The 21,866-nt window shown below is 68.0% G+C and carries 10 protein-coding genes and 5 pseudogenes; 6 read left to right on the top strand and 9 right to left on the bottom strand.

What is annotated here, in order from left to right; genetic code table 11:
* Positions 1–738: 738 nt before the first annotated feature.
* Positions 739–2,667 (top strand): DNA/RNA non-specific endonuclease, encoded by a 1,929-nt coding sequence (locus tag FDO69_RS37915; RefSeq protein WP_104787954.1) that lies wholly within the window; start codon positions 739–741, stop codon positions 2,665–2,667.
* A gap of 48 nt (positions 2,668–2,715) precedes the next feature.
* Entirely contained in the window at positions 2,716–4,653 is a 1,938-nt protein-coding gene (locus tag FDO69_RS37910) for a S41 family peptidase (RefSeq protein WP_104787951.1), read from the top strand.
* A 357-nt stretch (positions 4,654–5,010) separates the two neighbouring features.
* Here the strand turns inward: FDO69_RS37910 and FDO69_RS42555 are convergent.
* Positions 5,011–5,381: pseudogene (locus FDO69_RS42555) on the bottom strand (sugar hydrolase); the annotation flags it as partial.
* 360 nt (positions 5,382–5,741) lie between these two features.
* Between FDO69_RS42555 and FDO69_RS37895 the strand changes: the two are divergent.
* The 3 genes and pseudogenes from FDO69_RS37895 to FDO69_RS37885 all read left to right on the top strand — a co-directional run.
* A pseudogene (locus tag FDO69_RS37895) lies at positions 5,742–5,954 on the top strand (hypothetical protein); the annotation flags it as partial.
* A gap of 6 nt (positions 5,955–5,960) precedes the next feature.
* Positions 5,961–6,139: pseudogene (locus FDO69_RS37890) on the top strand (beta-galactosidase); the annotation flags it as partial.
* Positions 6,140–6,217: 78 nt separating this feature from the next.
* Entirely contained in the window at positions 6,218–7,324 is a 1,107-nt protein-coding gene (locus FDO69_RS37885; RefSeq protein ID WP_104787948.1) for a ricin-type beta-trefoil lectin domain protein, read from the top strand.
* A 450-nt stretch (positions 7,325–7,774) separates the two neighbouring features.
* Here the strand turns inward: FDO69_RS37885 and FDO69_RS37880 are convergent, their stop codons facing one another.
* From FDO69_RS37880 to FDO69_RS37870, 3 genes and pseudogenes are all read right to left on the bottom strand, one after another.
* A complete protein-coding gene (locus FDO69_RS37880; protein ID WP_420878576.1) occupies positions 7,775–8,344 on the bottom strand; it encodes an RICIN domain-containing protein in 570 nt (189 codons plus the stop codon).
* Between the two features lie 119 nt (positions 8,345–8,463).
* Complete coding sequence (locus FDO69_RS37875; RefSeq protein ID WP_104787945.1) at positions 8,464–11,115, bottom strand: RICIN domain-containing protein; 2,652 nt, start codon at positions 11,113–11,115, stop codon at positions 8,464–8,466.
* Between the two features lie 177 nt (positions 11,116–11,292).
* Positions 11,293–11,484: pseudogene (locus FDO69_RS37870) on the bottom strand (glycoside hydrolase family 6 protein); the annotation flags it as partial.
* Positions 11,485–11,530: 46 nt separating this feature from the next.
* Here FDO69_RS37870 and FDO69_RS37865 point away from each other — a divergent pair.
* Positions 11,531–11,990 (top strand): annotated as a pseudogene (locus FDO69_RS37865) (transposase); the annotation flags it as partial.
* Positions 11,991–12,294: 304 nt separating this feature from the next.
* On the opposite strand, the gene FDO69_RS37855 reads toward FDO69_RS37865, so the two are convergent.
* The 5 genes from FDO69_RS37855 to FDO69_RS37835 all read right to left on the bottom strand — a co-directional run bounded on the left by FDO69_RS37855 (position 12,295) and on the right by FDO69_RS37835 (position 21,724).
* Complete coding sequence (locus tag FDO69_RS37855; protein ID WP_104787942.1) at positions 12,295–13,719, bottom strand: family 43 glycosylhydrolase; 1,425 nt, start codon at positions 13,717–13,719, stop codon at positions 12,295–12,297.
* A gap of 322 nt (positions 13,720–14,041) precedes the next feature.
* Entirely contained in the window at positions 14,042–15,472 is a 1,431-nt protein-coding gene (locus FDO69_RS37850; RefSeq protein ID WP_104787939.1) for a glycoside hydrolase family 43 protein, read from the bottom strand.
* 702 nt (positions 15,473–16,174) lie between these two features.
* Positions 16,175–17,821 (bottom strand): glycoside hydrolase family 27 protein, encoded by a 1,647-nt coding sequence (locus FDO69_RS37845; protein WP_104787936.1) that lies wholly within the window; start codon positions 17,819–17,821, stop codon positions 16,175–16,177.
* Between the two features lie 77 nt (positions 17,822–17,898).
* Positions 17,899–19,308, bottom strand: coding sequence for a non-reducing end alpha-L-arabinofuranosidase family hydrolase (locus tag FDO69_RS37840; RefSeq protein WP_104787933.1), 1,410 nt, complete (start codon positions 19,306–19,308; stop codon positions 17,899–17,901).
* A gap of 109 nt (positions 19,309–19,417) precedes the next feature.
* Positions 19,418–21,724: a beta-L-arabinofuranosidase domain-containing protein gene (locus tag FDO69_RS37835; protein WP_104787930.1), complete on the bottom strand. Its 2,307-nt coding sequence runs from the start codon at positions 21,722–21,724 to the stop codon at positions 19,418–19,420.
* Positions 21,725–21,866: the final 142 nt, after the last annotated feature.

Genomic DNA, 21,866 nt, shown 5'->3' with positions numbered 1-21,866 from the left:
TCTGAAACAGAACACGACTCATGGGGCGCGCCCAGAACTCAAAACCAGGTCACTAGGTGCGCTGTCCCGGGACGTCGGTGACAGGTGGCACGCCCTGACTGGTCCGTGAACGGGCGAGGCCCTCTGGGTTCGGTGTGGATTGCGAGATCTGCAACCGGAACCCAGAATGCCCTCGTTGCGCAGTTGCTTTCACCGCACCCACTCGAGGAATGGGCTTACACCCAGCCCTACATGCTTGTCAGGCCGAGGCCGGGTAGAGCACCGGTTTGCTGGTGCCGCCTCGCCGCTTTGCCGTTTTGCCATTCTGCCGCCAGAGACCGGGTGCCCAGCCCACACGGCCCGCACACTGTCCGAACACGCTCCCCGTCGACGTACAACCTTGAGCCTCATTCAACATTTGATGCTTCACTGGAACCTATTCGGGTGGCAATGTCGACTTGCCTCTTCGGGCCGCTCAACCATCATGGATATGAGGGGCAGAACCGCCTTCCCGAGTTCTCCAGAATCTGAATTGTCAGCGAAGTCGCTGTCGAGCGATGGTCGAAAGTGGCCATTGTGCAAGGGCCGTGGCCGCCCTTCGTCCGGCCAATGGTGCCGCGATCGAACGCCCCACCGGCGAGGAGACGTTGCCGGTGAGCGTCACCGCCCCGCTCCGCGACTGCATACGCCCAACACGCCGGTGTCGGCCGGGCCCGGCGCTTCTCGGGTGCTGTCTCGCACACGAAGGGATGTGCCGGCATGGCTACCAGGACGACGAACACGAAGAAGACCACCTCGAGGACCCCGAAACCGCAGGCCGCGTCGAAGCCCGCTGCGAAGACCGCCTCGGCAAAGAAGGGCTCGTCATCCGACAGTGACCTCATCTCGTCGCTGAGGCAGTACATACGCGTCCGGGGGCCACATCTGCTGGAGGATCCGAACATCACGTCGGTGGGCGTCGGCCGTAAGGTCACCAGTGATCAGCCGGGCGGGGAAGTGGCATTGCAGTTCACCGTGGCGACCAAGGCCGAGCCGGAGGAGTTGGAGTCCCTGGGCACCTCGCTGATCCCGGCCAGCATCACCGTCGACGGTATTGAGGTGCCCACCGATGTCATAGAGCGCACCTACAAGCCGAGCTTCCACATGGTGGCCGAGGTCGAGAGCCCGCTGCGCAAGACTCGGCTGGATCCCGTCCGGCCCGGAGCCAGCGTCGGCGCGGTGACGGTGTCGGCCGGCACCATAGGCTGCATCGTGTTCGACCGGGCCGACGGCACACCATACGTGCTCAGCAACTGGCATGTGCTGCACGGCGCATTTGGCGAACTGGGGATCGAGGTCGTGCAGCCCGGCACTCGGGACGACAATCGCATCGACCGCAACCGGATGGGCGTGCTCAAGCGCTCCCACCTCGGCGTGGCCGGCGACTGCGCGGTGGCGACCATCAAGGACCGCGGCTCCCTCCCGGAGATCCTCGAACTGGACGTCGCCCCGCGGACCCTGGGGGAGCCGGAGCTCGGCGACAAGGTGGTCAAGAGCGGCCGGTCCACCGGGGTCACCCATGGCATCGTCCGCCGCATCGACACCGTAGCGAAGATCAACTATGGCGGGGTGACGGGCCTGCAGACCATCGGGTGCTTCGAGATCGGCCCGGACCCCGATCATCCGTCGGCGGGCGGTGAGGTCAGCAGCGGCGGTGACTCCGGCTCGGTGTGGATGTTCAAGGAGGGCGACGACAGCGTGAGTACGGTGCTCGCCGGTCTGCACTTCGCCGGCGAGGGCACCGGCGACCCGGACGAGCACGCCCTGGCCTGCCTGTCGACCTCGGTGTTCGAGAAGCTCGACATCACCCTCAGCCAGCCGGCGCCGGAGCAGCTCGAGATCATCGCCGGCTACGACGCCGACTTCCTCGGCGAACGAGTCGAGGCCCCGGTACTGGACACCGACCTCGCACGCGACGCCGCGCTCCTGGACGGCTCGCCGGTCATCCCGTACACGCATTTCTCCCTCACCCTGAGCGAGAAGCGGCGCTTCCCGTTCTGGGTGGCCTGGAACGTCGACGGCGGCTCGCTGAAGAAGCTCAGCCGCAGCGGCATCCCCTTCGTCAAGGACCTGCGGCTGCCCGGCACGGCGCAGGTCGGCAACGAGCTGTACCAGGCCAACCGGCTCGACCGGGGGCACATCGCCCGCCGCGCGGATCTGCTCTGGGGCAGTCTGCCGGAGGCGCGCAAGGCCAACACCGACTCCTTCTGCTACACCAACATCACACCGCAGATGGACGACTTCAACCAGAGCGCCAAGCAAGGGGTGTGGGGCGCACTGGAGGATGCCGTATTCGACGATGTCGACGTCGACGACCTCAGGATCAGCGTCTTCGGCGGACCCGTTTTCCAGGACGATGACCGGGTTTATCGCGGCGTGCGCATACCCCGCGAGTTCTACAAGGTCATCGCCTTCACCGAGAACGGCGAACTGAAAGCCAGGGCGTTTCTGCTCACCCAGAACCTGGACCAGCTCGAATCGCTGGAATTGGACGAGTTCCGGGTCTTCCAGGTCACGCTCGGCGAGGTCGAGGACCGCACCCGGGTGCGCTTCCCCGCCGCCCTCCACAAGGGCGACACCCTGAGTGTGCCCGAGACTGCGGCGGATCGCTCGCCCCTGCGGTCCACGTCCGACATCCAATGGGGCTGAATTCCCGTCAAGCTCCGCTCGTACGTCGTGAAAGGCCGGCGCGTCACCATGACCAAGCCCGTTCATGAGAACGCACCCGAGTTCCTCCAGAACGCGGAGGAACCGGTACGTGACCACCTGCTCGGTGCGGCCCCCCTGCCCGCCTTCCTCCAGGGCGCCGACCAGCTGTCCCTGGAGGATCGTCGGCTCCTCGTGGACCAGGCCTTGGTCCTGCTGGAGCAGAACTATGCCCATCTGCCGCTGAAAACCGCGATGCACGCCGTCAACCCGGTCCAGCGGCTGCGGCTGCTGCGTCGGCGCATGGAGCGGCAGACACCGCAGACCATGCCGAGGGAGTGGCTGTTCCACGCGGAGATGTCGGAGATCTTCCACTCCGTGCGGGATCTGCACACCAATTACCTGCTGCCCGACCCCTTCAACGACAAGATCGCCTTCCTTCCGTTCCTGGTCGAGTCCTGCACGGAAGGGGACCGCACCCGGTACCTGGTCACCCACGTGGTGAGCGGCTTCTCGGCCCCGGGGTTCGAGCCGGGGGTCGAGATCACCCACTGGAGCGGCATCCCCATCCTGGACGCCGTCGACCTCAACGCGGCTCGGTTCGCCGGTAGCAACACGGCGGCCCGGCGCAGCCGAGGTGTGCAGTCACTGACCGTGCGGCCGCTCATCATGCATCTTCCGCCGCTGGAAGAGTGGGTGACGGTCAGTTACGTCGACCTTGCCGGAACGGCCAGGGAACTCCGGCAGAGCTGGCAGATCGTGGAAAACCTGCCCTCGTTCGTCTCAGCCGACCGGGACACGCACGGGTTCCAGGGCCTGGACCTCGACGGGGACGAGACCCAGCGGGCCAAAGTGCTCCTGTTCGCGCCCCGGGTGGTCGCCCAGGAACGGGCCGCCGAAGCGGACGATTCCCTGCCGGACCTGGGGGCGGGCGAGATCGCCACCAGCATGCCCAAGGTGTTCCGGGCCCGGGCCGTCACCACGCCGTCCGGAACGTTCGGCCACATCCGCATCTTCACGTTCAACGTCAACAGCCCCGGCACGTTCGTCGCCGAGTTCGTCCGGCTCATCCGGCAACTGCCGCAGGACGGTCTCATCGTGGACGTCCGGGACAACGGCGGAGGGCACATCCACGCAGCCGAATTCACCCTGCAGACGCTGACACCGCGCCGGATCACTCCCGAACCGGTGCAGTTCGTGAACACCCCGCTCAATCTGCGGATCTGCCGACGGCTCCAGGGCGCTCCGGGACTGGATCTGGGCCCCTGGGTGCCGTCCATGGAACAGGCCGTCGAGACCGGCTCGGTCTACTCCGGCGCCTTCCCGATCAGCCCCGAGGACGGCGCGAACGCAATCGGGCAGCAGTACTTCGGGCCCGTCGTACTCATCACCAACGCCCGGTGCTACTCGGCCACGGACATCTTCGCGGCCGGCTTCCAGGACCATGGCATCGGCCCCGTGCTCGGCACCGACGAGAACACAGGCGCCGGCGGCGCCAATGTATGGACGCATGATCTGCTCTCCGAATTCTTGGCGGACGACCCGGGCACGCCCTACCTGCCCCTGCCGAAGGGTGCCGGGATGCGGGTGTCGATACGCCGCACGCTGCGGGTCGGCCCGAACTCGGGCACGCCGGTGGAGGACCTGGGTGTCGTCCCCCACGAGCTGCACCGTATGACGCGCCGCGATCTGCTGGAGGGCAACACCGATCTCCTGGACCACGCGGGCCGGCTTCTGCAAGGTCTGGCTCCCCACGCCGTGACGATCACGGAGGCCGCCCCCGTCGATGGCGCGCTCCATATGATGCTCACGGCGGAGAACGTCGACCGCGTCGACGTGTACCTCGACCAGCGCCCCCGCGCTTCCGTGGACCTCGCCGGCGGCCGGGCAGACCTGCTGGTCCAAGGCGCCGCCTCCGCACACACGGCCCATCTCGAGGGCTTCGAGGTGGGCCGCCTGGTCGCGAGCACGACCAGGGACCTGCCGTAGGCCCTTGCTGGACCTGGCCCTCACTCACTCCTGACCCTCCGGGCCCGGCCGAAGGCCGGGCCCGGTCGCTCCAACGGCGTCCCCACCTGGCCTGAGAATGGCTGATCGAATGGGATCGCCTGCAAGACGGCTTCGCCCCCACGCGTTGCCTCGTCCCACCCCGCGCCCGCGTGTGCAGGGCCCACATCGCGCGCAGCACCATGCGCCGATCGCCGGACGAGCTATCCCCGCGTGCGCGGAGCCGACGAGACCGCGACCCCCAAATACCAGGGCGACTCCGAGCTATCCCAGCGTGAGGGGCCGAACGGTGTTGTCACCGGTGTCGGCGTCCACCGCGGACCCATCCCCGTGCGTGCGGGGAGATCGACCGAGCGTGTCTTCGGGAACCTGAGGTTCAGGCCCACCCGGGTCGTCGCGGGCGCGCATCGCGCGAATCTCCGTGGAGGCGGCCTCGCCGGCCCACCGTACGAGATCGGTGTTCCAGGTCGTACCGAGGCCGACCGCCTGGGCGAGAACGGTGGCCTGGCCCATCCGGGCGACGCGATGCAGGGCCTCCTGGCCGGTGTGGAAGGCCGCGATGCGCAGGCGCTCGACGGCGGGCGTGAACGGATGCAGGCATCCCATCTTTGCGTCGAGGGTGAGCCGCGACAGAAGGTCGTCGATGCGCTTTGCGAAAGCCAGCTGTGAGCGCGGAACGGCGGTGGTGTTTGCGCCGTGTGTGCAGACACATGGGATTCCCTTGAGGTGGAGCGGAGAGTGCTCTCGAAGCGCTTCGATGCATGCCAGGGCGCTGGGAAAGCGTCAAGAGATCGACAACGTTCATCAAGCAGGGGACGTGGAGAACCCTCTCCAGTGCCTCGGAGGAATCTTTGAAGCGACCCTTGTGCACCCATGGGCGTTCACTTAACCTCACAGCAACATCGAAGCGCTTCGACTGCGTAAGCCTCGGCAGTGATGGGATGTCCGCTTTCAGCTCAGCTGGTTCAAGTCACGCCACCGCAGCCGACGGCCCACCGTCGGGTGTCCGGGTGCGCCATGAAGGGTTGACGCAATGACACCGAACGTCGCCTCCGTATCCTCAGGACCGAGCTTCCTACCCGGCGATCTACATGGTCGGTGCCGTCGAGAGCTTCAACGCCGTCTACCGCTCCGACGACGAGGCGAATACCTGGACGCGGATCAACGACGACCAGCACCAGTGGGGCTGGACCGGAGCCGCCGTCACCGGTGACCCGCGCGTGTACGGCCGGGTCTACCTCGGCACCAACGGACGCGGCGTGCAGTACGGGGAGCCCGCCTGATGCCCGACCTGGGCGAAGCTCGAACCTCTGCCAGGCGCACGGGAGTTCGGCTGGCTGGGCAGCCTCCCGGAGCTGATGCAGGCAGGCGGCATCGGCGTGGTCCTCGCCACCCCACCTCAATCGCCCCGCCCTGGATGGGCCGGCTGCACGTGTTCGGAGAGCCGGATGCCGAGAGGGGCGTCGTCACGCAGCACACCCTGATACGGCCGGGCGGCGATCAGCCCCGCTGATTGAGCAATTACTCGCAGAACAGAGGAAACTGCATGAGAAAGTCTTGGATTCTCCCCCTGATCACGCTTGTCGCCACCGCGCTCGGGGGGACAGCGGCAGGTGTGGCCCCTGCCTCCGCCGCCTCCGACACGCCTTTGCGGGTCATGCCGTTGGGCGACTCGATAACCTGGGGCGTGGGAAGCAGTGCGGGCAACGGCTACCGGGGCCCGTTGTGGAACCGGCTCGCGGCGGACGGCCATCCCCTGGACTTCGTGGGCACGGTGCGGAACGGTTCGATGTCCGATCCGGACAACGAAGGCCACTCCGGGTACCGCATCGACCAGATCGCCGCGCTCGCCGACGCCTCGCTGACCCGCTACCGGCCCAACGTGGTGACGCTGCACATCGGTACCAACGACCTCCAAGGAGCCTCCGAGGTCGACAGCGCCATCGCCCGGCTGAGGTCGCTGGTCAACCAGATCACCGCCGATGTCCCCGACGCCACCGTCCTCGTCGCCTCCCTGGTCGTGTCCACCAGCAGCTCGGAGGAGCGGTGGCGGGGCACGTACAACCAGGCCACCCGGCAAATCGTCAGCGACGCGCAGGCCGCGGGCAAACGCGTCGCGTTCGTCGACATGAGCAGTCTGACCACGGCCGACCTGGCCGACCCCCTGCATCCCAACGACTCGGGCTACCAGAAGATGGCCGACGCCTTCCACCGTGGTGTCCAGTCCGCGGACAGCGCCGGGTGGCTGAAGAACCCCGCACCCGCGCCCGCCCGCGTGCAGTCCGGCGTGGCCGGCAAGTGCATGGACGTCAACGGTGCCGGCACCGCCGACGGGACCGCCGTCCAGACGTGGAGCTGCGGCGACGGTGCCAATCAGTACTGGTCCGCCTACACCGACGGCACCCTGCGCTCCCTGGGTAAATGCCTCGACGCCGCCGGCGGGGCCACCGCCAACGGCACCAAGGTGCAGATCTGGGCCTGCCACGGCGGCGCCAACCAGGTCTGGCAGCCCTACAACGGCGGCTACCGCAACCCCGCCTCCGGACGCTGCCTCGACGTTCCGGGCTCCTCCACGGCCGACGGCACACAGCTCGTGCTGTGGGACTGCAACGGCGGCTCCAACCAGAAATGGACCACTCTGGCCACCGGATGAACCCCGCGCCCGGTATCTGAGCCTTCTCAGGACTCAGATACCGGGAGAACACCGGTGCCTGGTCCCGCTGGGGGGCGGCACCGGCTGCGGTCGGCTCATACATGGCAGGACAGCGAGGTGAATTGAACCCGAGGTGGCAGGAGTCGGCAGGTGCCTCGGAATCGCATGGTCAGCGTCGGCACTGCAAGCCTTGGCGCGGCGAGCTTCAAGGGTGGCCCCGTGCCAGATCCTGCCGGAACCACAGGTAACACCGGGGATTCAGTCGACCGCACACCAGGCACCGACGGCTCCACCGCAAGTGCGGGCGACCCGCTGGCTTGCTCCCGCTGGGGCGAGGTTGAGGGCCTTCTCCACGAGCCGTACCGCATGGCTTGAGCGGGGTGTGAGCTTGGAGGGCTTCTCGAAACCGAGGGGGGTTCCGAGAAGCCCTCTCAGCCCTGGGCGGTGGTGTCAGCCGAGACGCCACTGCTGGTTGCTGGCCCCGTTGCAGTCCCACAGTCCGACCAGGGCGCCGTTGGCGGTGGAGGCACCGGTCACATCCAGGCACAAGCCCGACTGGACGCTGGTGATGGTGCCGTTGGAGTTGCGGTTCCACTGCTGGTTCGTGCCGCCGTTGCAGTCCCACAGCACGACTTTGGCGCCGGCCGCGGCGCCGGCCGCGTCAAGGCACTTCGCACCGCCGTAGACGGTGAGTTGCTTGCTCGACGGGCTGGTCCAGGTCTGGTTCGTCTGGCCGTTGCAGTCCCAGATGTGCGTCTGGGTGCCGTTGGTCTGCGAAGCGCCGGGCACGTCCAGGCACTTGCCGGAACCGGTTGCGCGGATCGGACTTGTGGTGGTCCCGCCGGAGCCGTCGAGTCCGAAGAAGGTGATGGCCCGGGCCGCCATGCCGCTTTCGGGCAGGGAGTGCCCGACACCTTGGAAGCTGTTCGCCTCGACCGGTGCCTGCGCGCCGGTGGAGCCGTAGCGGGTGCGGGTCCAGTTGGACTGCGGGGAGTCGGTGAAGACCGGGGTCTGGCTCACCCCGAGCACATTGGACGCCCTGCCGGGGTGAGGTGACGCGGCCTACGTCTCGGGCCGGATCCCGCAGCCATGGCGGGGCCGCAGGCCGTTGTGGCTGCGGCCCCGCTCGGGTGTGTGAGTCAGGAAGGGTCGCCGTACTGGAGGCCGCGTCCGTTGGTGCCGACGTAGACGCGGCCGTAGGTGTCGGGGTCGCCGGTGATGACGCCGACGCCGCCGATGGCGCCCCACTGGTGGGCGTTGTCGTTGACGCGGAGCCAGGTGGCGCCCTTGTCGGTGGAGCGGAAGACGCCGGTGACGTCCTTGACGGTGCCGATCAGGTACAGGGCCTGGTAGTTGGTGCCCGGCTTGGCCTTGCCGAAGCCGAGGGCGGAGGCGGACTGCACCGTCTTGAGCGTGGTGAAGGTGCGGCCTCCGTCGGTGGAGTGCAGCAGCCCCTTGCCGGAGCCGGAGATCCACAGGTCCCCGGCGATGCCGGGTACGGCCGTGAGCTTGCCGGAGGGCAGGTTGCCGGCGCGGGCGGTGAAGGTCGCGCCGCCGTCGGTGCTGGCGTAGAGGGTGCCGCCGGACAGCGAGTAGAACGTCCTGGCCGAGGAGCGGTCGGCGACGACCACGGCCCCGGTGCCCAGACCGCTGACCTTCGACCAACTCGCGCCCTTGTCGGTCGAGCGGTACGGGGCCTGACCGGCCTCGGTCCAGACGATGGTGGAGCCGTCCGCCGCGAGCGCGACATGCCCGTCCTGGGCACTGGCCACCGGCTCTGCCTTGAAGCCGTTCCAGCTGCGGCCGCCGTCGGTGGAGTAGGCACCGTCCTGCGCGCCGCCACGGCCGACGCGGACCATCGTCGAGGGCTTGGACTGGGCGAAGTCGATGTCGGTGCTGTTGGTCATCAGCGGGTTGCTCAGCCGGCCGGAGGGCACCTTGGTCAGGGAGTCGTGCCGGAAGCCGCCCTGGTCGCCCATGGCGGTGATGACGGTGGCGCCGCCGGGAGGGGCGATCGCGTCCAGCAGCGCGGTCTCCTCCAGCCCTCGGGCGCCCATGCTCCAGTGGCTGGTGCCGCCGGTGTCGGAGGCGCCTGCGTCCTTGCTGCGCAGGATGCCGTTGCCGGTGCCGTAGAGCACGTGCCCGGAGTTGAAGGGATCGATGGCCAGGGCGGTCATCCAGTGCCCGGTGTGGGTGCCGACGTAAGGGGCGGCGGAGGCGCTGCGCACCGACTTGTCGGCCAGTGCCTTCCATTTGGCGCCGCCGTCGGTGGTCCGGTAGATCTCGTCCTCGGGCCACCAGCGGCCGAGGGTGGTGACCATCACCGTGGAGGGCTTGCGCGGGTCGACGGCCAGACCGGAGAAGCCGTAGTTGCCCTGGGACGGGGAGATGTTCTTCCACGCCCCGCTGCCCGGCGTGTACTTCCACACCGAGCCCGCCGTCACGCCGTTGGGTCCGAGGTTGTCGGTGTACGTCAGGTACAGCGAGCCGTCACCGGAGAGCACGCCGTGCTGCGGCAGTTGGCCGGTGGGCTGCCCCGAGACGGCCTGCCAGGTGCTGCCGCCGTCGGTGGAGCGGTACAGGGAGGTGGACCTGTCGTTGACGCCGACGTAGATCGTCTTGCTGCCGGCCGGGCCGTACGTCACGAAGGAGATGCCCGCCCCGCTGCCCGCCCCGTCCTTGACGGGGAACGAGGAGACCTGCCGCCATGTCACGCCGTGGTCGCTGCTGCGCCACAGACCGTTCTTGCGGGTGCCCAGCAACAGGGTGCCGTTGTCCGCGGGGTCGATCACAAGCCGTTCGCCCGCGCCGCGGCCGTCCTCGTTGCCGCCCACCTTGAACGGCAGATCAGTGCGCTTGAAGGTGCGGCCCCGGTCGGTGGAGCGCAGGATCGCGCCGTTGCCCGCCCAGTCGTTGGTGTAGGTGCCCGCCGAGAGGTAGAGCCGCTTGGGGTCGACGGGGTCGGTGGCCACCGCGTCGATGCCCAGCAGGTTCCAGTCCTTCTCGCCGATCCAGTCGGTCAGCGGGATCCACTGCTCGGCCGCGGTGTCCCAGCGGTAGGCGCCGCCCATGTCGGTACGTGCGTACAGCAGACCCTTCTCCCGCTGGTTGAACACCAGTCCGGTGACATAACCACCGCCCACCACCTGGGCGTTCTTCCACACATACGGACCGGCCGCGGCCGTGGTCCGCGCCGTGCCCACCCCGGCCGCCTCGGTCTCGGCCGTCTTCACCAGCTTCCACTCCTGGTTGGCGCTGCCTGCGGCGGGATACTGGACGACTGCCGCGCCGTCGGCCTTGGAGCCCTTGGAGACGTCCAGCAGTTGGCCGCTCCTGCGGGAGGTGAAGGTGACGGCGTCGGAACCGCTCACCTCGTCGATCCGCCACTCCTGGGAGGGGGAGGAACTGTCGGTCTGCTGCTCGGCGGCGACCGCCTGAGCCGTCGAATTACCCGCTATGCCCAGCACTTTGCCGCTGTTGCGGTTCACCAGCTCGTAGTAGCCGTCCCCGGTGGGCTTCAGCTTCCACTGCTGGTTGGCGGTGTGCTGGTCGGTCCACTGCTGGATACGGGTGCCGTCGGCGGTGGAGAAGCCGTTGACGTCCAGCACCTTGCCGCTGCGCACGGAAACCAGCCGGTAGTAGGCGTCGCCGTCGACCGTCGCGGCCTGCGAGTCCTCCTGCGCGTACAGGAGATACGGCACGAGAACGGCGGGCACGCCGAGCAGCAGACCGGTGGCGGTCCAGCCGCGGCGGTGACGCCCGCGGCGCCCGCCGTTCGTGGGGTTGTTCATGGGGAGGCGTTCTCCTTGCATACTGTTCAGCAGTGGAAAGCAGGATCCCGGCCCCGGAACTGGCCGGATCCGCTTCCTTGTCGTCACAGGTTCCGCACAGGTTGCCGCGAGCCGGGAACTTTCAGATCACCTCGTGGCGCGGTAGGCGCTGATCAGCGTCTGGGTGACGCTGTTGCGTCAGCAGCCGTAGATCACCTTGTAGGCGACCTCCGGGTGGAACTGGCCGGCCGAGGAGCCGGCTTCCACGTCGCAGTTGTCGTCGGACTCGCCCGGAACCTTGATCCACAGGAGCATCTCGACGCCTCCGCCCAGCTAACTGGGGGTGCCGATACGGCGGCCTGAAGGGTTGCACCACTGGCCGTTGGAGGGGTCTGTACGGTGAGCGGTGTAACTCCCGAGCTGGAAGCGACAGTTGATGACTGACGTGACGAGTGACACCGAGGCCGGGGAGGCTGCTGTGGGTGCGACGAGCGCCGTGGATGACGGGCTGGTCGCCGAGCTGGTGGCCCGGGCCAGGCCGGTGGGGTGAAGCTCACCGGGGAGGGCGGCCTGCTGCAGCAGCTGACCAAACGGGTACTGGCGTCCGCCCTGGAGGGCGAGCTCACCGATCACCTGGGGCACGAGCCCGGTGAGCGGGCCGAGGGCAGCGGGAGGACTACCGCAACGGGCACCGCTCCAAGACGGTGATCACCGAGTCGGGGCCGGTCGAGATCGCTGTGCCGCGGGACCGGGCGGGGTCGTTCGAGCCGCAGCTGGTCAAGAAGCGGCAGCGGCGTCTGGGCGGGGTGGACGAGATGGTCCTGTCGTTGTCGGCGAAGGAGCTGACGCATGGGGAGATCTCCGCGCATCTCGCCGAGGTGTACGGCGCGGAGATCTACATGACGGTGAGGACCGGGAACAGGGGGCCAGGCGGCTGGTGCTGCGGCTGCGGTGGTGCACGGGTTGCCGTAGCTCCTGCATGTGTGGGCCCTTTCGGTTGGTCGTGCCCTTCGGTCGGTTCAGCCTTCGAGGGGCTCACAGCAGTTGCGGATGCCGGCCCGGCATCCGCAGGTTCACGGCAAGGTGCCGGGGGGCTGGAACCACTGGGCCGCAGCCGTCGAGGAACTCCTGGACAGCTGCTCCGCGAGCCGAGCCCCTCCCCGTCCGACTGAGCGGAAGTGACGGGCGGGCGGCGCCGGCTCACTGGGTGTAGAAGGTGGCGTCCGCCCGGTCGGTCGTCGTACTGGGAGCCTGGACGTACAGCAGGTAGTTGTAGTGGCGGATGTAGCGGCCCGGGAGGTTGTACGACTCGTACGAGACTCCGGCGGAGTCGGAGAGGCCGGCCCGGGCGGTGAAGGAGGCGTCAGCGGCGAACAGCGACGTCCCGTCGTTCTTCTCCACCCACACCTCGTTGTTCTTGTGGTGCAGGAAGTAGCCGGGGAAGTTCGCCGACTCCAGGGAGACGGTGCCGGTGCCGGCGAGACCGGCGACGACGCGGAACTGCGAGTCGGTGAGCGGGGAGACGTTCGGCTCGATCTTGGCGCGGTACTCCCAGTGCCGGATGAACCGGTCGGGGAAGTTGTACGAGGAGAGCCGGATCGGAGTGAGGCCGTCGGCGACCGGGATGCCGAAGTCGGGTGTGCCGTCGGCCTTCCAGTAGATCTTCTGCACGCGAGTGCGGCGGTTGGGGTCGTTGAGCGGGGAACCGCTGATGTCCTTGTAGCTGCGGTCGTGGTAGACGAGGATGTCCGACTTGCCGTCCTCGGAGACCGTGAACTGGTTGTGCCCGGGGCCGTACTGGCTGGTGGTGGCGTTGCTGGCGAAGACCGGGCCTGTGCTCTTGGCCCACGACGACGCGCTCAGCAGGTCCGCCGAGGCGGACGCGGTCAGCATGCCCATGCAGTAGTTGGCGTCGGTGGCACTGGCCGAGAAGGTCATGAAGACCTTGCCGCCTCGCTGGATCACGGCCGGGCCCTCGTTGACCGTCTCCCCTCCGGCGGTCTCCCACGCGGCGGTCGGGCGGCTGATCACGACCGGTGCGCCGGTGATGGTCCACGGGCTGGACATCCGCGCCAGGTAGATGTTGGTGCCGCGGCCGACGGCCGGGTCGTTCTGCGCCCAGGCCAGGTAGCGGGTGCCGTTGACGACGAAGGTCGTCGCGTCCAGGGAGAAGGTGTCCAGCGGCAGGGCGATACGGCCCTTCTCCGCCCAGGTGCCCGTGATCGGGTTCGCGGCCGTGCACTCCAGGACGTAGGGCCGGATCCTCCAGATGTCGTTGGCGGCGCCCGCGGCGAAGTAGATGTACCACTTGCCGTCGATGAAGTGGATCTCCGGAGCCCAGATGTGGGCGCCCATCTCACCGGTGGAGTGCTTCGTCCAGATGGTCGTCTCGGCGGCCGACGTGAGCCCCTGGATCGTGGTGGCCCGGCGCAGCACGATCCGGTCGTACGCCGGGACCGTGGCGGTGAAGTAGTAGAAACCGTCCGTGTGCTTGAAGATGTGCGGGTCGGCCCGCTGCTCGGCGATGGTGTTCGTGTACGTCACACCGGGGGAGGCGGGCACGGCGGCGTGGGCGGTACCGGCCGAGACACCGGTGACGGTGGCGGCCGCCGAGCCGGCGATCATGCCGAGGACCGTTCGACGGGTGAGCGCAGGTCTCACGGAGTACTCCCTCTGGTGCTGGTGTGCGGCGGACGCCTCTTCACACCGGCTCGATATATCGAACATCGTTCGTAAAGTCGGCCAGACGATAGGTTCTGCACCTCGCTCCGTCAACACTCGTCACACAAGTATCCGGAGCGTCTTCCCGCTGTCGAGAAGTGAGGCTCGCGCTGCTCCGTGTCGGTTGTATCTCCCGGCCGGCGGCGATCCTGGTCGCCACCTGCCTGCCCTTCGCAGGCCAGGTCTTGACCACACCGGCCCGGCCGGCCGCCGCCGTCGGTGCGGGTCAGTTCGTCACGCGGAAGGTGGCGTCGCTGCGTCCTGTCGCGGTGGTGATCGGGTCGAGGCGCAGTTGGTAGGCGTAGTGGCGGATGTAACGGTCGGGGTGGTTGTACGACTGGAAGGACGACCAGGTCGAGTCGGCGAGTCCGGCGACCTGCCGGAAGGTGGCGTCCGCGGCGAACTGGGCGGTGCCGTCGTTGCGGACCAGTTGGAAGTCGTCTCCGGAGTGCCGCAGGAAGTACCCGCGGTAGTTCACCGATTCGAAGGAGACGGTGCCGGTGCCCGCCAGGCCGGGCCGCAGCCGGAACTGGGCGTCCGGGCCGGTGACGTTCTGGTCGATGCGCATGTCGAAGTCGGCGTGCCGCACGTACCGGTCCTGGAAGTTGTAGGACTGGAGCCGGTTGGCCGGGATGTCGCTCCAACGTGCGAGCACGCGGGACTCCTCGGCGGCCGTGAGGCTCAGGATCGAGCCGTGGCGCTTCTTCGTGGCGCCCATGGAGTAGGTTCCCGACGCCGGAATCCGGTAGGTGCCGGGGGCGGAGGGGTTGGTCGTCGTGACCGGTATGTACCCGCGTCCGGAGGAGTACTGGTCGAGGTAGAGCGCCCACTCGTTGCGGTCGCGGAACTTCATCCACATCGGGCCCTCGACCTGGGCACCGGTCAGGCCGATGCCGGAGAGGTTGCCGAGATTGGTCCACGTGCCGAGGATCGAGTTGCTGCCTTCGAGGGTGATCTGCCCGTCGCCGGAGGCCCGCACATAGCGGTGGTTGCCGACGCCGGCCGGCATCTCGACGATTTGGGTGTCGATGATTTCCTGCATGCCGGGGCGCTCGATGTAGATCTGTGGGGTGGTGATGGAACGGAAGTCGCTGGTGTGGGCGGAGTAGATGCGATGCTTCTTCACGCCGTCGACCGGCTTGTTCGTCGCCCAGTACAGGACGTAGTCGTTGGTCGCAGGGTCCCAGATCGCTTCCGGCGCCCAGGCGTTGCGTCCGTCGGGGATCGCGCCGGCGACGTTGAGCAGCCACGGCTCCGACCAGTTGATCAGGTCCGTCGACTCCCACACCACGAGGTTGCGGCTGCCGTTGTTGATGGAGGTTTCCCAGTTCTGCCCGCAGCTGATGCACAGGTCGGTCGCGATGATCCAGTACTTGTCACCGTTCGGGGATCTCACCAGTGCGGGGTCCCGCACCCCCTTCGTGCCGACCGTGGAGCGAAGGGCGATTCCGCCGCCGTTGAGCTCAGTCCAGTTCAGGCCGTCCGTGCTGTAGGAGAAGTAGATCTGCTGACCGTTCGACCCCTCCCCGATGAAGTGCGTCATCAGGTAGCCCGGGTCGGCGGCGGCCGCTCGGTCCGGTGTGATCAAGGCTTGGCCTGTGAAGAGCAGGCACGCGGCGAGGAGTATCGCCGACAACCGGGCGCGAAGCGCGGACATGTATGTCTCCTGTCGTTCTGCAAAGGCCACCACCGGGCCCGCGGAAGGGGCCGACTGATTCCGGGTGACGCATGTCTTTCGTGTGTGCTGTGCTTCGCCGTGGTGACGGCACGCTTGTCACCCGAGTGGGGCGGTCGGGGTGCGGGGGCCGACCGAGCGGTTGTCGATGCGAGCGGGGTCTCGGTCTCCACTGCCGGGGAGGTGGAGCCTCCGTATCCGACTCCCTGTCCGCCGAAGTGAGCTGTCCGATGCATCGAACGGCGTTCGTGAGGTCGGGCAGACGCTAAGTGTGAGGAGCGGAATGCGTCAATACCTCCGGCAGCAGTGGCCCTTGGGACCTGAAAGGGTGTCGCGGTCTGGTCAGCATGGCGTTCCACCGGAGCAAGGCCGCCGGCGGGCACGCCGACATGGGCGGCGTCAGGATCGGCGGCCGGACGGCCAGGCCGACCCTGGTTTCCAGCATGCTGCCCGGCCACGGCACCGTCTACCGACCTTCACCAACACGGGCGATGGCTATTGCAAGATCAAGGGTGTGCGCAGCGGCAAGCTCCTGGAGGTCGCAGTGCAGACCGTGGAGACGCCCGCTCCCTCCACGGTCTGCCGTTGGGTTCGAAGTCCCGGTCCCTGTGCAGGAGGGCGGGCAGTCCCTTCAGCTTGGGCCGCTGTCGTGGGACTGCCCTCTTCCGGCCGGACGTCTGCCTGTCACGGCAGCGTGGTCCACTTCTGGTTGTTCTGGCCGTTGCAGGTCCACAGGACGACCGGGGTCCCGTTGGCGCTCCCGGCCCCGTTGACGTCCAGGCACAGCCCGGCATGGACGTTGCGGATCGACCCGTCGGAACCGACGGTCCACTTCTGGTTGTCCTGGCCGTTGCAGGGCCAGATGACGACTCGTGTGCCGTTGGTGGTGCCCTGGTTGGAGGCGTCCAGGCACTTGTCGCCGTAGACGCGGATCTCGCCTCCGGCCCAGGTGGTCCAGAGCTGGTTGGCGGCGGTGTGGCAGTCCCAGATCAGCGTCGCAGACCCGGCCGCGGTGGCGGCGCGGTCCACGTCCAGGCAGCGGCCGGACCCGGTAGCGCGCAGGCGTGCGGTGGTGGAGGCCAGCGGGCTGCCGCCGGTCACCTTGAACACGGCGACACCGTGCGCGGGGACGCTGGCCGAGATCTGCCCGGAGGTAGTCGACGTGCCGCCGGTCCACAGGTCGGTGAGGGTGAAGGCGCCGCCGGACAGGCCGACTTGTGCGGCAGTGGTGGTGACGGTCGCGGTGTTGCTGCCTCGGTTGAACAGGCCGACCGCGACGGAGCCGTCGGACAGGGGCTTGGCGAACACCTCAGTGGCGCCGTCGTCGCGGACTCGGCGCCCGCCCGCGCCCAGGGAGTCCTGGTTGACCGCGAGCAGGCGCGGGTTGCGCAGGATGGCGCTCACGTCGGCGGACATGGTGCGGATGTCGTTGCCGGCCATGAGCGGGGCACTCATGAGTGCCCACAGGGCGAAGTGGGAGCGGGACTCGGTCAGGGACAGGCCGGGGCGGCCGACGACCAGCATGTCGGGGTCGTTCCAGTGTCCGGGACCCGACTGCGCGGCGAGCGGGGCGGTGACGTCGAGGACGTTGCCGACGCCCATCGGGTAGCTGTTGGTGTTGTTGTTCTGCCAGATGTCGAGCAGGTCCTCGGTCGTCCGCCACAGGTCGGCGACCTCGCCCCAGTTGTACTTGTCGCCGGTGGGGGAGTGGAAGCTGTTGGGGTTGATGCTGTAGACGATCGGACGGCCGGTGGCGCGCAGGGCGTCACGCATGATGGTGAACTGTGCGATCTGCTCGCTGAGGGTGCCGCTGCCTGAGCACCAGTCGTACTTGAGGTAGTCCACGCCCCAGGAGGCGAATGTGGTGGCGTCCTGGGCCTCGTGGCCCTTGCTGCCCGTGGAGCCGGGGTAGGTGCCCACGCCCTGGGCGCAGGTTTTCTCGTTGGGGGCCTGGTAGATGCCGAACTTCAGGCCCTTGCTGTGGATGTAGTCACCGAGCGCCTTCATGCCGCTGGGGAACTTGGTGGGGTTGGCCCGCAGGTTGCCGGCCGCGTCACGCTGCGGGTCGAACCAGCAGTCGTCGACCACCACGTACCGGTAGCCGGCGTCCCGCATCCCCGAGGACACCATCGCGTTGGCGGCCTCGCGGACCTGCGCCTCGGTGATCCCGCACCCGAAACTGTTCCAGCTGTTCCAGCCCAGTGGCGGGGTGAGCGCCGGGCTGCCCGGCGCGGCCTCGGCGGTCGTGTCGGCAGAGGCGGTGACGCAGGCGGTGAGCGTCAGCGCGGTGGCCGTGAGGAGACGCAGCAGTCGTCTGTGCAGGGAAACCATGGGGGGTTCCTTCCTGGCCCGCGAAGCTGTGCGGGCCTGATGGGCCGCTCATGAGTTGGTGATCAGGTGCGCGCGAGTCAGCGCTGCAGGGTGAGCAGGGCCGGCCGGTACGGCAGCTTCAGGTAGTCGGTGCCATCTGACGAGGGAGACCTGCCCTGGTAGAGGAACTGCAGGTTGCAGGGGTCGATGGTCATGGTCTGGTCGGGGTTGTTGCGGACCAGGTCACCGTGGCTGATGTCGTTGGTCCAGGTGGCACCGCTGTTGGCCTTGCCCGCGAAGGGGTTGCTCTCGGTGGCGGCCTGCGGGGTCCACGGACCGTTCAGGCTGGAGGCCGTGAACGAGCGGAAGAATCGCTGCTCGGTCGCACCACGAGCCTCAACGATCATGAGGTACTGGTTCTGGCCCTGGACCTTGTAGACCTCCGGCGCCTCGAACAGGTTCTTCTCCGTGTCGCTCATGACCGTCGTGTACGACGAGCCGAAGCTGCCCGGGAAGTTCCCGATCGGCATGGTCGACTTGAAGATGCTGCCCTTGTCGTTGGCGAAGAACAGGTACATGTTCTGGTCGTCGGCGATCACGGTCGGGTCGATCGGGCCGCCGGTGGGGAGGCTGCCGGTGAACAGCTCCTGCGGCGCGGACCAGCCGTTGGGGTTGGTGGGGTCGCTGGACGTGCGGTAGGTGAAGGGCCAGGCGGTGCCCCACCCGTTCGAGACCAGCACCCATATCTTCTTGGGCGCGAAGTAGAAGAGTTTGGGTGCCACCGCGGACCCGCTGATCCCGGTCTGGCCGGCCGAGGCCATGTCCGACCAGTTCGTGAAGGGCCGGAACGTCATCGCGCCCCACGACGATCCGTCAGAGCTGGTCGCGTAGACCAGGTGCTGGCCGTTGTACGTCACGGTGGTGAAGTCCTTCAGCGCGACCCACCCGTTCGCCGGCTGCGCCAGCGGGCCCGTCGAATTCCACCGGTACGTCGACGGAAGAGCACACGTGGTCGGCGTCCCGGACAGGCCGGTCCACTTCTGGCTGCTGCCGCCGTTGCAGTTCCAGAGCTGCACCGCCGTGCCGTTGGCCGTGGCGCCGCCGCTGACGTCCAGGCACAGCCCGGACTCCACGGCGACGATCGTGCCGTCGGCGTTCGCCCGCCACTGCTGGTTGGTCCCGCCGTTACAGGACCAGATCACCGGTCGGGTACCGGCCGTGGTGGCGTGGCCCGGAACATCCAGGCACTTGTTGCCGTACACGGTGAGCTGGTTGTTGTCCGTCAGCGTCCACTGCTGGTTGGTCCCGCCGTGGCAGTCCCAGATCTGCACGTTCGTGCCGTCGGTCTGGCCTGCGCCCGGCACATCGAGGCACCGGCCGGAACCGGCGCCGCGCACGGTGCTCGTGGTGGCCGCCTGGGCGGGGTTGGCGACGAGTGTCGCCGCCGAAGCGAGCAGGGTCGCGAGCACCACAGACAAGTGCCTGCGGCTGAAACCACGTCTGCGCATGGGGGTCTCATCTCCTTGAGTGAGCGATTCTGTTCGTCATGCCGAACAAGGGTCGAGCTGTCGAGCAGACGGAAGGGGGGAGAGCGGCCGTCTGCTTCCGGGGCGGAACTCACATCCTCACGATGCGCCACCGGTTGTCGGCGGTGCCGTCGTCCGCATCCTGGACCGCGAACGCGCCGACAGCGGTGGAGTTGTTCGCGACGGCGAGCAACTTGCCGCTGTGCTCGTTGCGGATCTTGTAGGTCCCGTCTCCCTGGTCGAGCAGGGTCCATCGGTGGTCGGCGGTGCCGTTGTCCGACCACTGCAGGACGGTCGCCCCGTCTGCCGTGGACATGTTCAAGACGCCGAGCACCTTGCCGCTGTGGGCGTTGCGGAAGCGGAACCCGTTTCCATCGGCGACCATGTGCCAGTCGTGGTCGGCGGTGCCCGAGTCGTGCCACTGGAGGGCGCGGCCGCCGTCGGCCGTGGACATGTCCTGGATGCCCAGCACGAGACCGCTGCCCACATTGGCGAGACGGACGGTGCCGCCGGCGTTCCAGTAGACGGTGTAGTTGTGGCCGTGCGCGTCGTGGAACGGGCCCAGGCTGACGGTGGAGCCGTTGGCGGTGGCGGTGAAGGCGAGTGACGTGCTGCTGGTCCGCCTGATCGAGGACGTGTCCAGCGTGGGGAGGGAGCTGAGCGTGGAGTCGCCGTAGTTGCCGGACAGGACCACCGGGCCGTAGGTGATCGCCGCGACGTTCGCGTTGTCGTTGGCCGCTCGCATGATGACCCGCATGGGCAGGCGGACGGTGACGGTGTCGCCGGAGGTCCAGGAGCGGGTCAGGGTGGCGTAGCTGCCGGGCGTGGTGGCGATGTCCTGCCGCGTGCCGTTGACGCTGACGGTGGCCCCGGCGGTCCAGCCCGGGATGCGCAAGCGCATCGCCCAGGTCCCGCTGACGTTGCCGGTGACCTGCAGGGTCGTGGTGTCGCTGACGGGGTAGGTCGTGGTCTGGGTGACCGTGATTCCGCGCTCCGCCCAGGTGAGCACCGAGGGCACGAACAGGTTCACGATCAGCGTGTCGTCACTGCGGTAGTAGATGGAGTCCATCAGCCTGGTGTGCATCTCCAGGCCCGTGCCCTGGCAGCACCAGAACGTGCCGTAGTCGGTACTCCAGGTGCCGCCGCCCCACGCGGGGCCCACACCGCGCCGGCCTCCCGGGTTGAGCGGGGTGAAGTAGGTGACGTGGCCGTGGGGGTCGGCCGGGTTCTGCTGGCCGATCATGTGGTTCAGCCAGGCCCGCTCGTAGTAGTCGAACAGCGCGGCCCGGCTCGGGTCCAGCGTGAACAACTCCCGCGTGAGAAGAAGCATGTTGAAGGTGTTGCAGCTTTCGCAGGTGTCCTTGTTCAAGTAGCCGGCGATGGCGTTGGGGGCGCGGAAGTGCTCCGCCTGGCTGTTGCCGCCGATGGCGTAGGTGTGCGAGTCGACGCAGAAGTTCCAGGCGTTGGTGGCGATGTCCCGGTACCGAGCGGTACCGGTGGCCCTGTACTCCCGGGCGGCCCCGATCCACTTGGGTACCTGGGTGTTGGCGTGCAGTCCGCTGAGCCGGTCCTGGTTGGCCGCCAGCGGGTCGAACACCGCGGCGTGGTCGAACCGCCGGGCGACGGTGAGCCACCGCGCGTCGCCCGTCTGCTGGTGGAGATCGGTCAGCACGGCGTTCATGCCGCCGAACTCGGTTCCCAGCATGGCCTGCATCTGCTGGCCGCTCAGCCGGCCGGTGCGCAGGTCCACCCATCCTGCCAGGGCGAGCAGTACGTCACGGGCTTGTGTGCTGCCGATGTGACGCCATACGTCCAGCAGGCCGGCGAGGGTCTTGTGGATGGTGTAGTACGGCACGTTGCCGTTGCTCAGGGTCCGCTGCTCGAGAGCGGTGAAGTCGGACTCGGGGTAGCCGGAGAGGTAGCCGGTGTTGAAGCCGGCGGCGCTGTTGTTGGCCTGGCATTTGGCCAACTCCGCAACCATGTGGGTCGCCTTGTCCCGGCAGACGGTGTCCCCGGTCACGGCGTACAGCTGCGCCCATGCCGTGAGGAAGTGCCCTTGGACATGGGTGCGGAAGGGGAAGCCGGGCGCGTCCCAACCACCGTTCGGGGCCGCGCCGTTGGTGGACAGCCGGTGGTTGGCGCGGAAGTTGTACAGCAGCCGGTCGACATCGACGAACCGCAGGTAGTTCCGTGTGCGGTTCTGGTTGTCCAGCCAGCGGCTCGCGGTGAGCCGGACCTGGGCGAGTGCGAAGGGGTGCGCGGAGACCCCGATGTCGGCCCCTGCGGGAGGCGCGGCCGCGTGGGCGGGGGACGCGCAGGCGAAGGATCCGGTGGCAGAGGCGGCGGCGGTGGTCCCGACTGCTTGCAGTAAGCGCCGTCTGCTGACGGAGGAAGACATCTTGAACCTTTCGGTAAGGGCAGAGTGACTGCTTGGTTCGTAGGTGCGTTCGCTCGCATGTCCGGCGGTCGGGTGCAGTAGGTCACGGACTTGCCTGCTGCCGGCGTGGCGTCATACGTCGCAGGCCGACGGCATCACAGCG

Source organism: Streptomyces tibetensis (genome assembly GCF_007655005.1).
In the GTDB taxonomy this organism is placed as follows: Bacteria; Actinomycetota; Actinomycetes; order Streptomycetales; family Streptomycetaceae; genus Streptomyces; species Streptomyces tibetensis.
The sequence above is the reverse complement of the archived record's forward strand: the minus strand, read 5'-3'. Positions and strand labels throughout refer to the sequence as shown.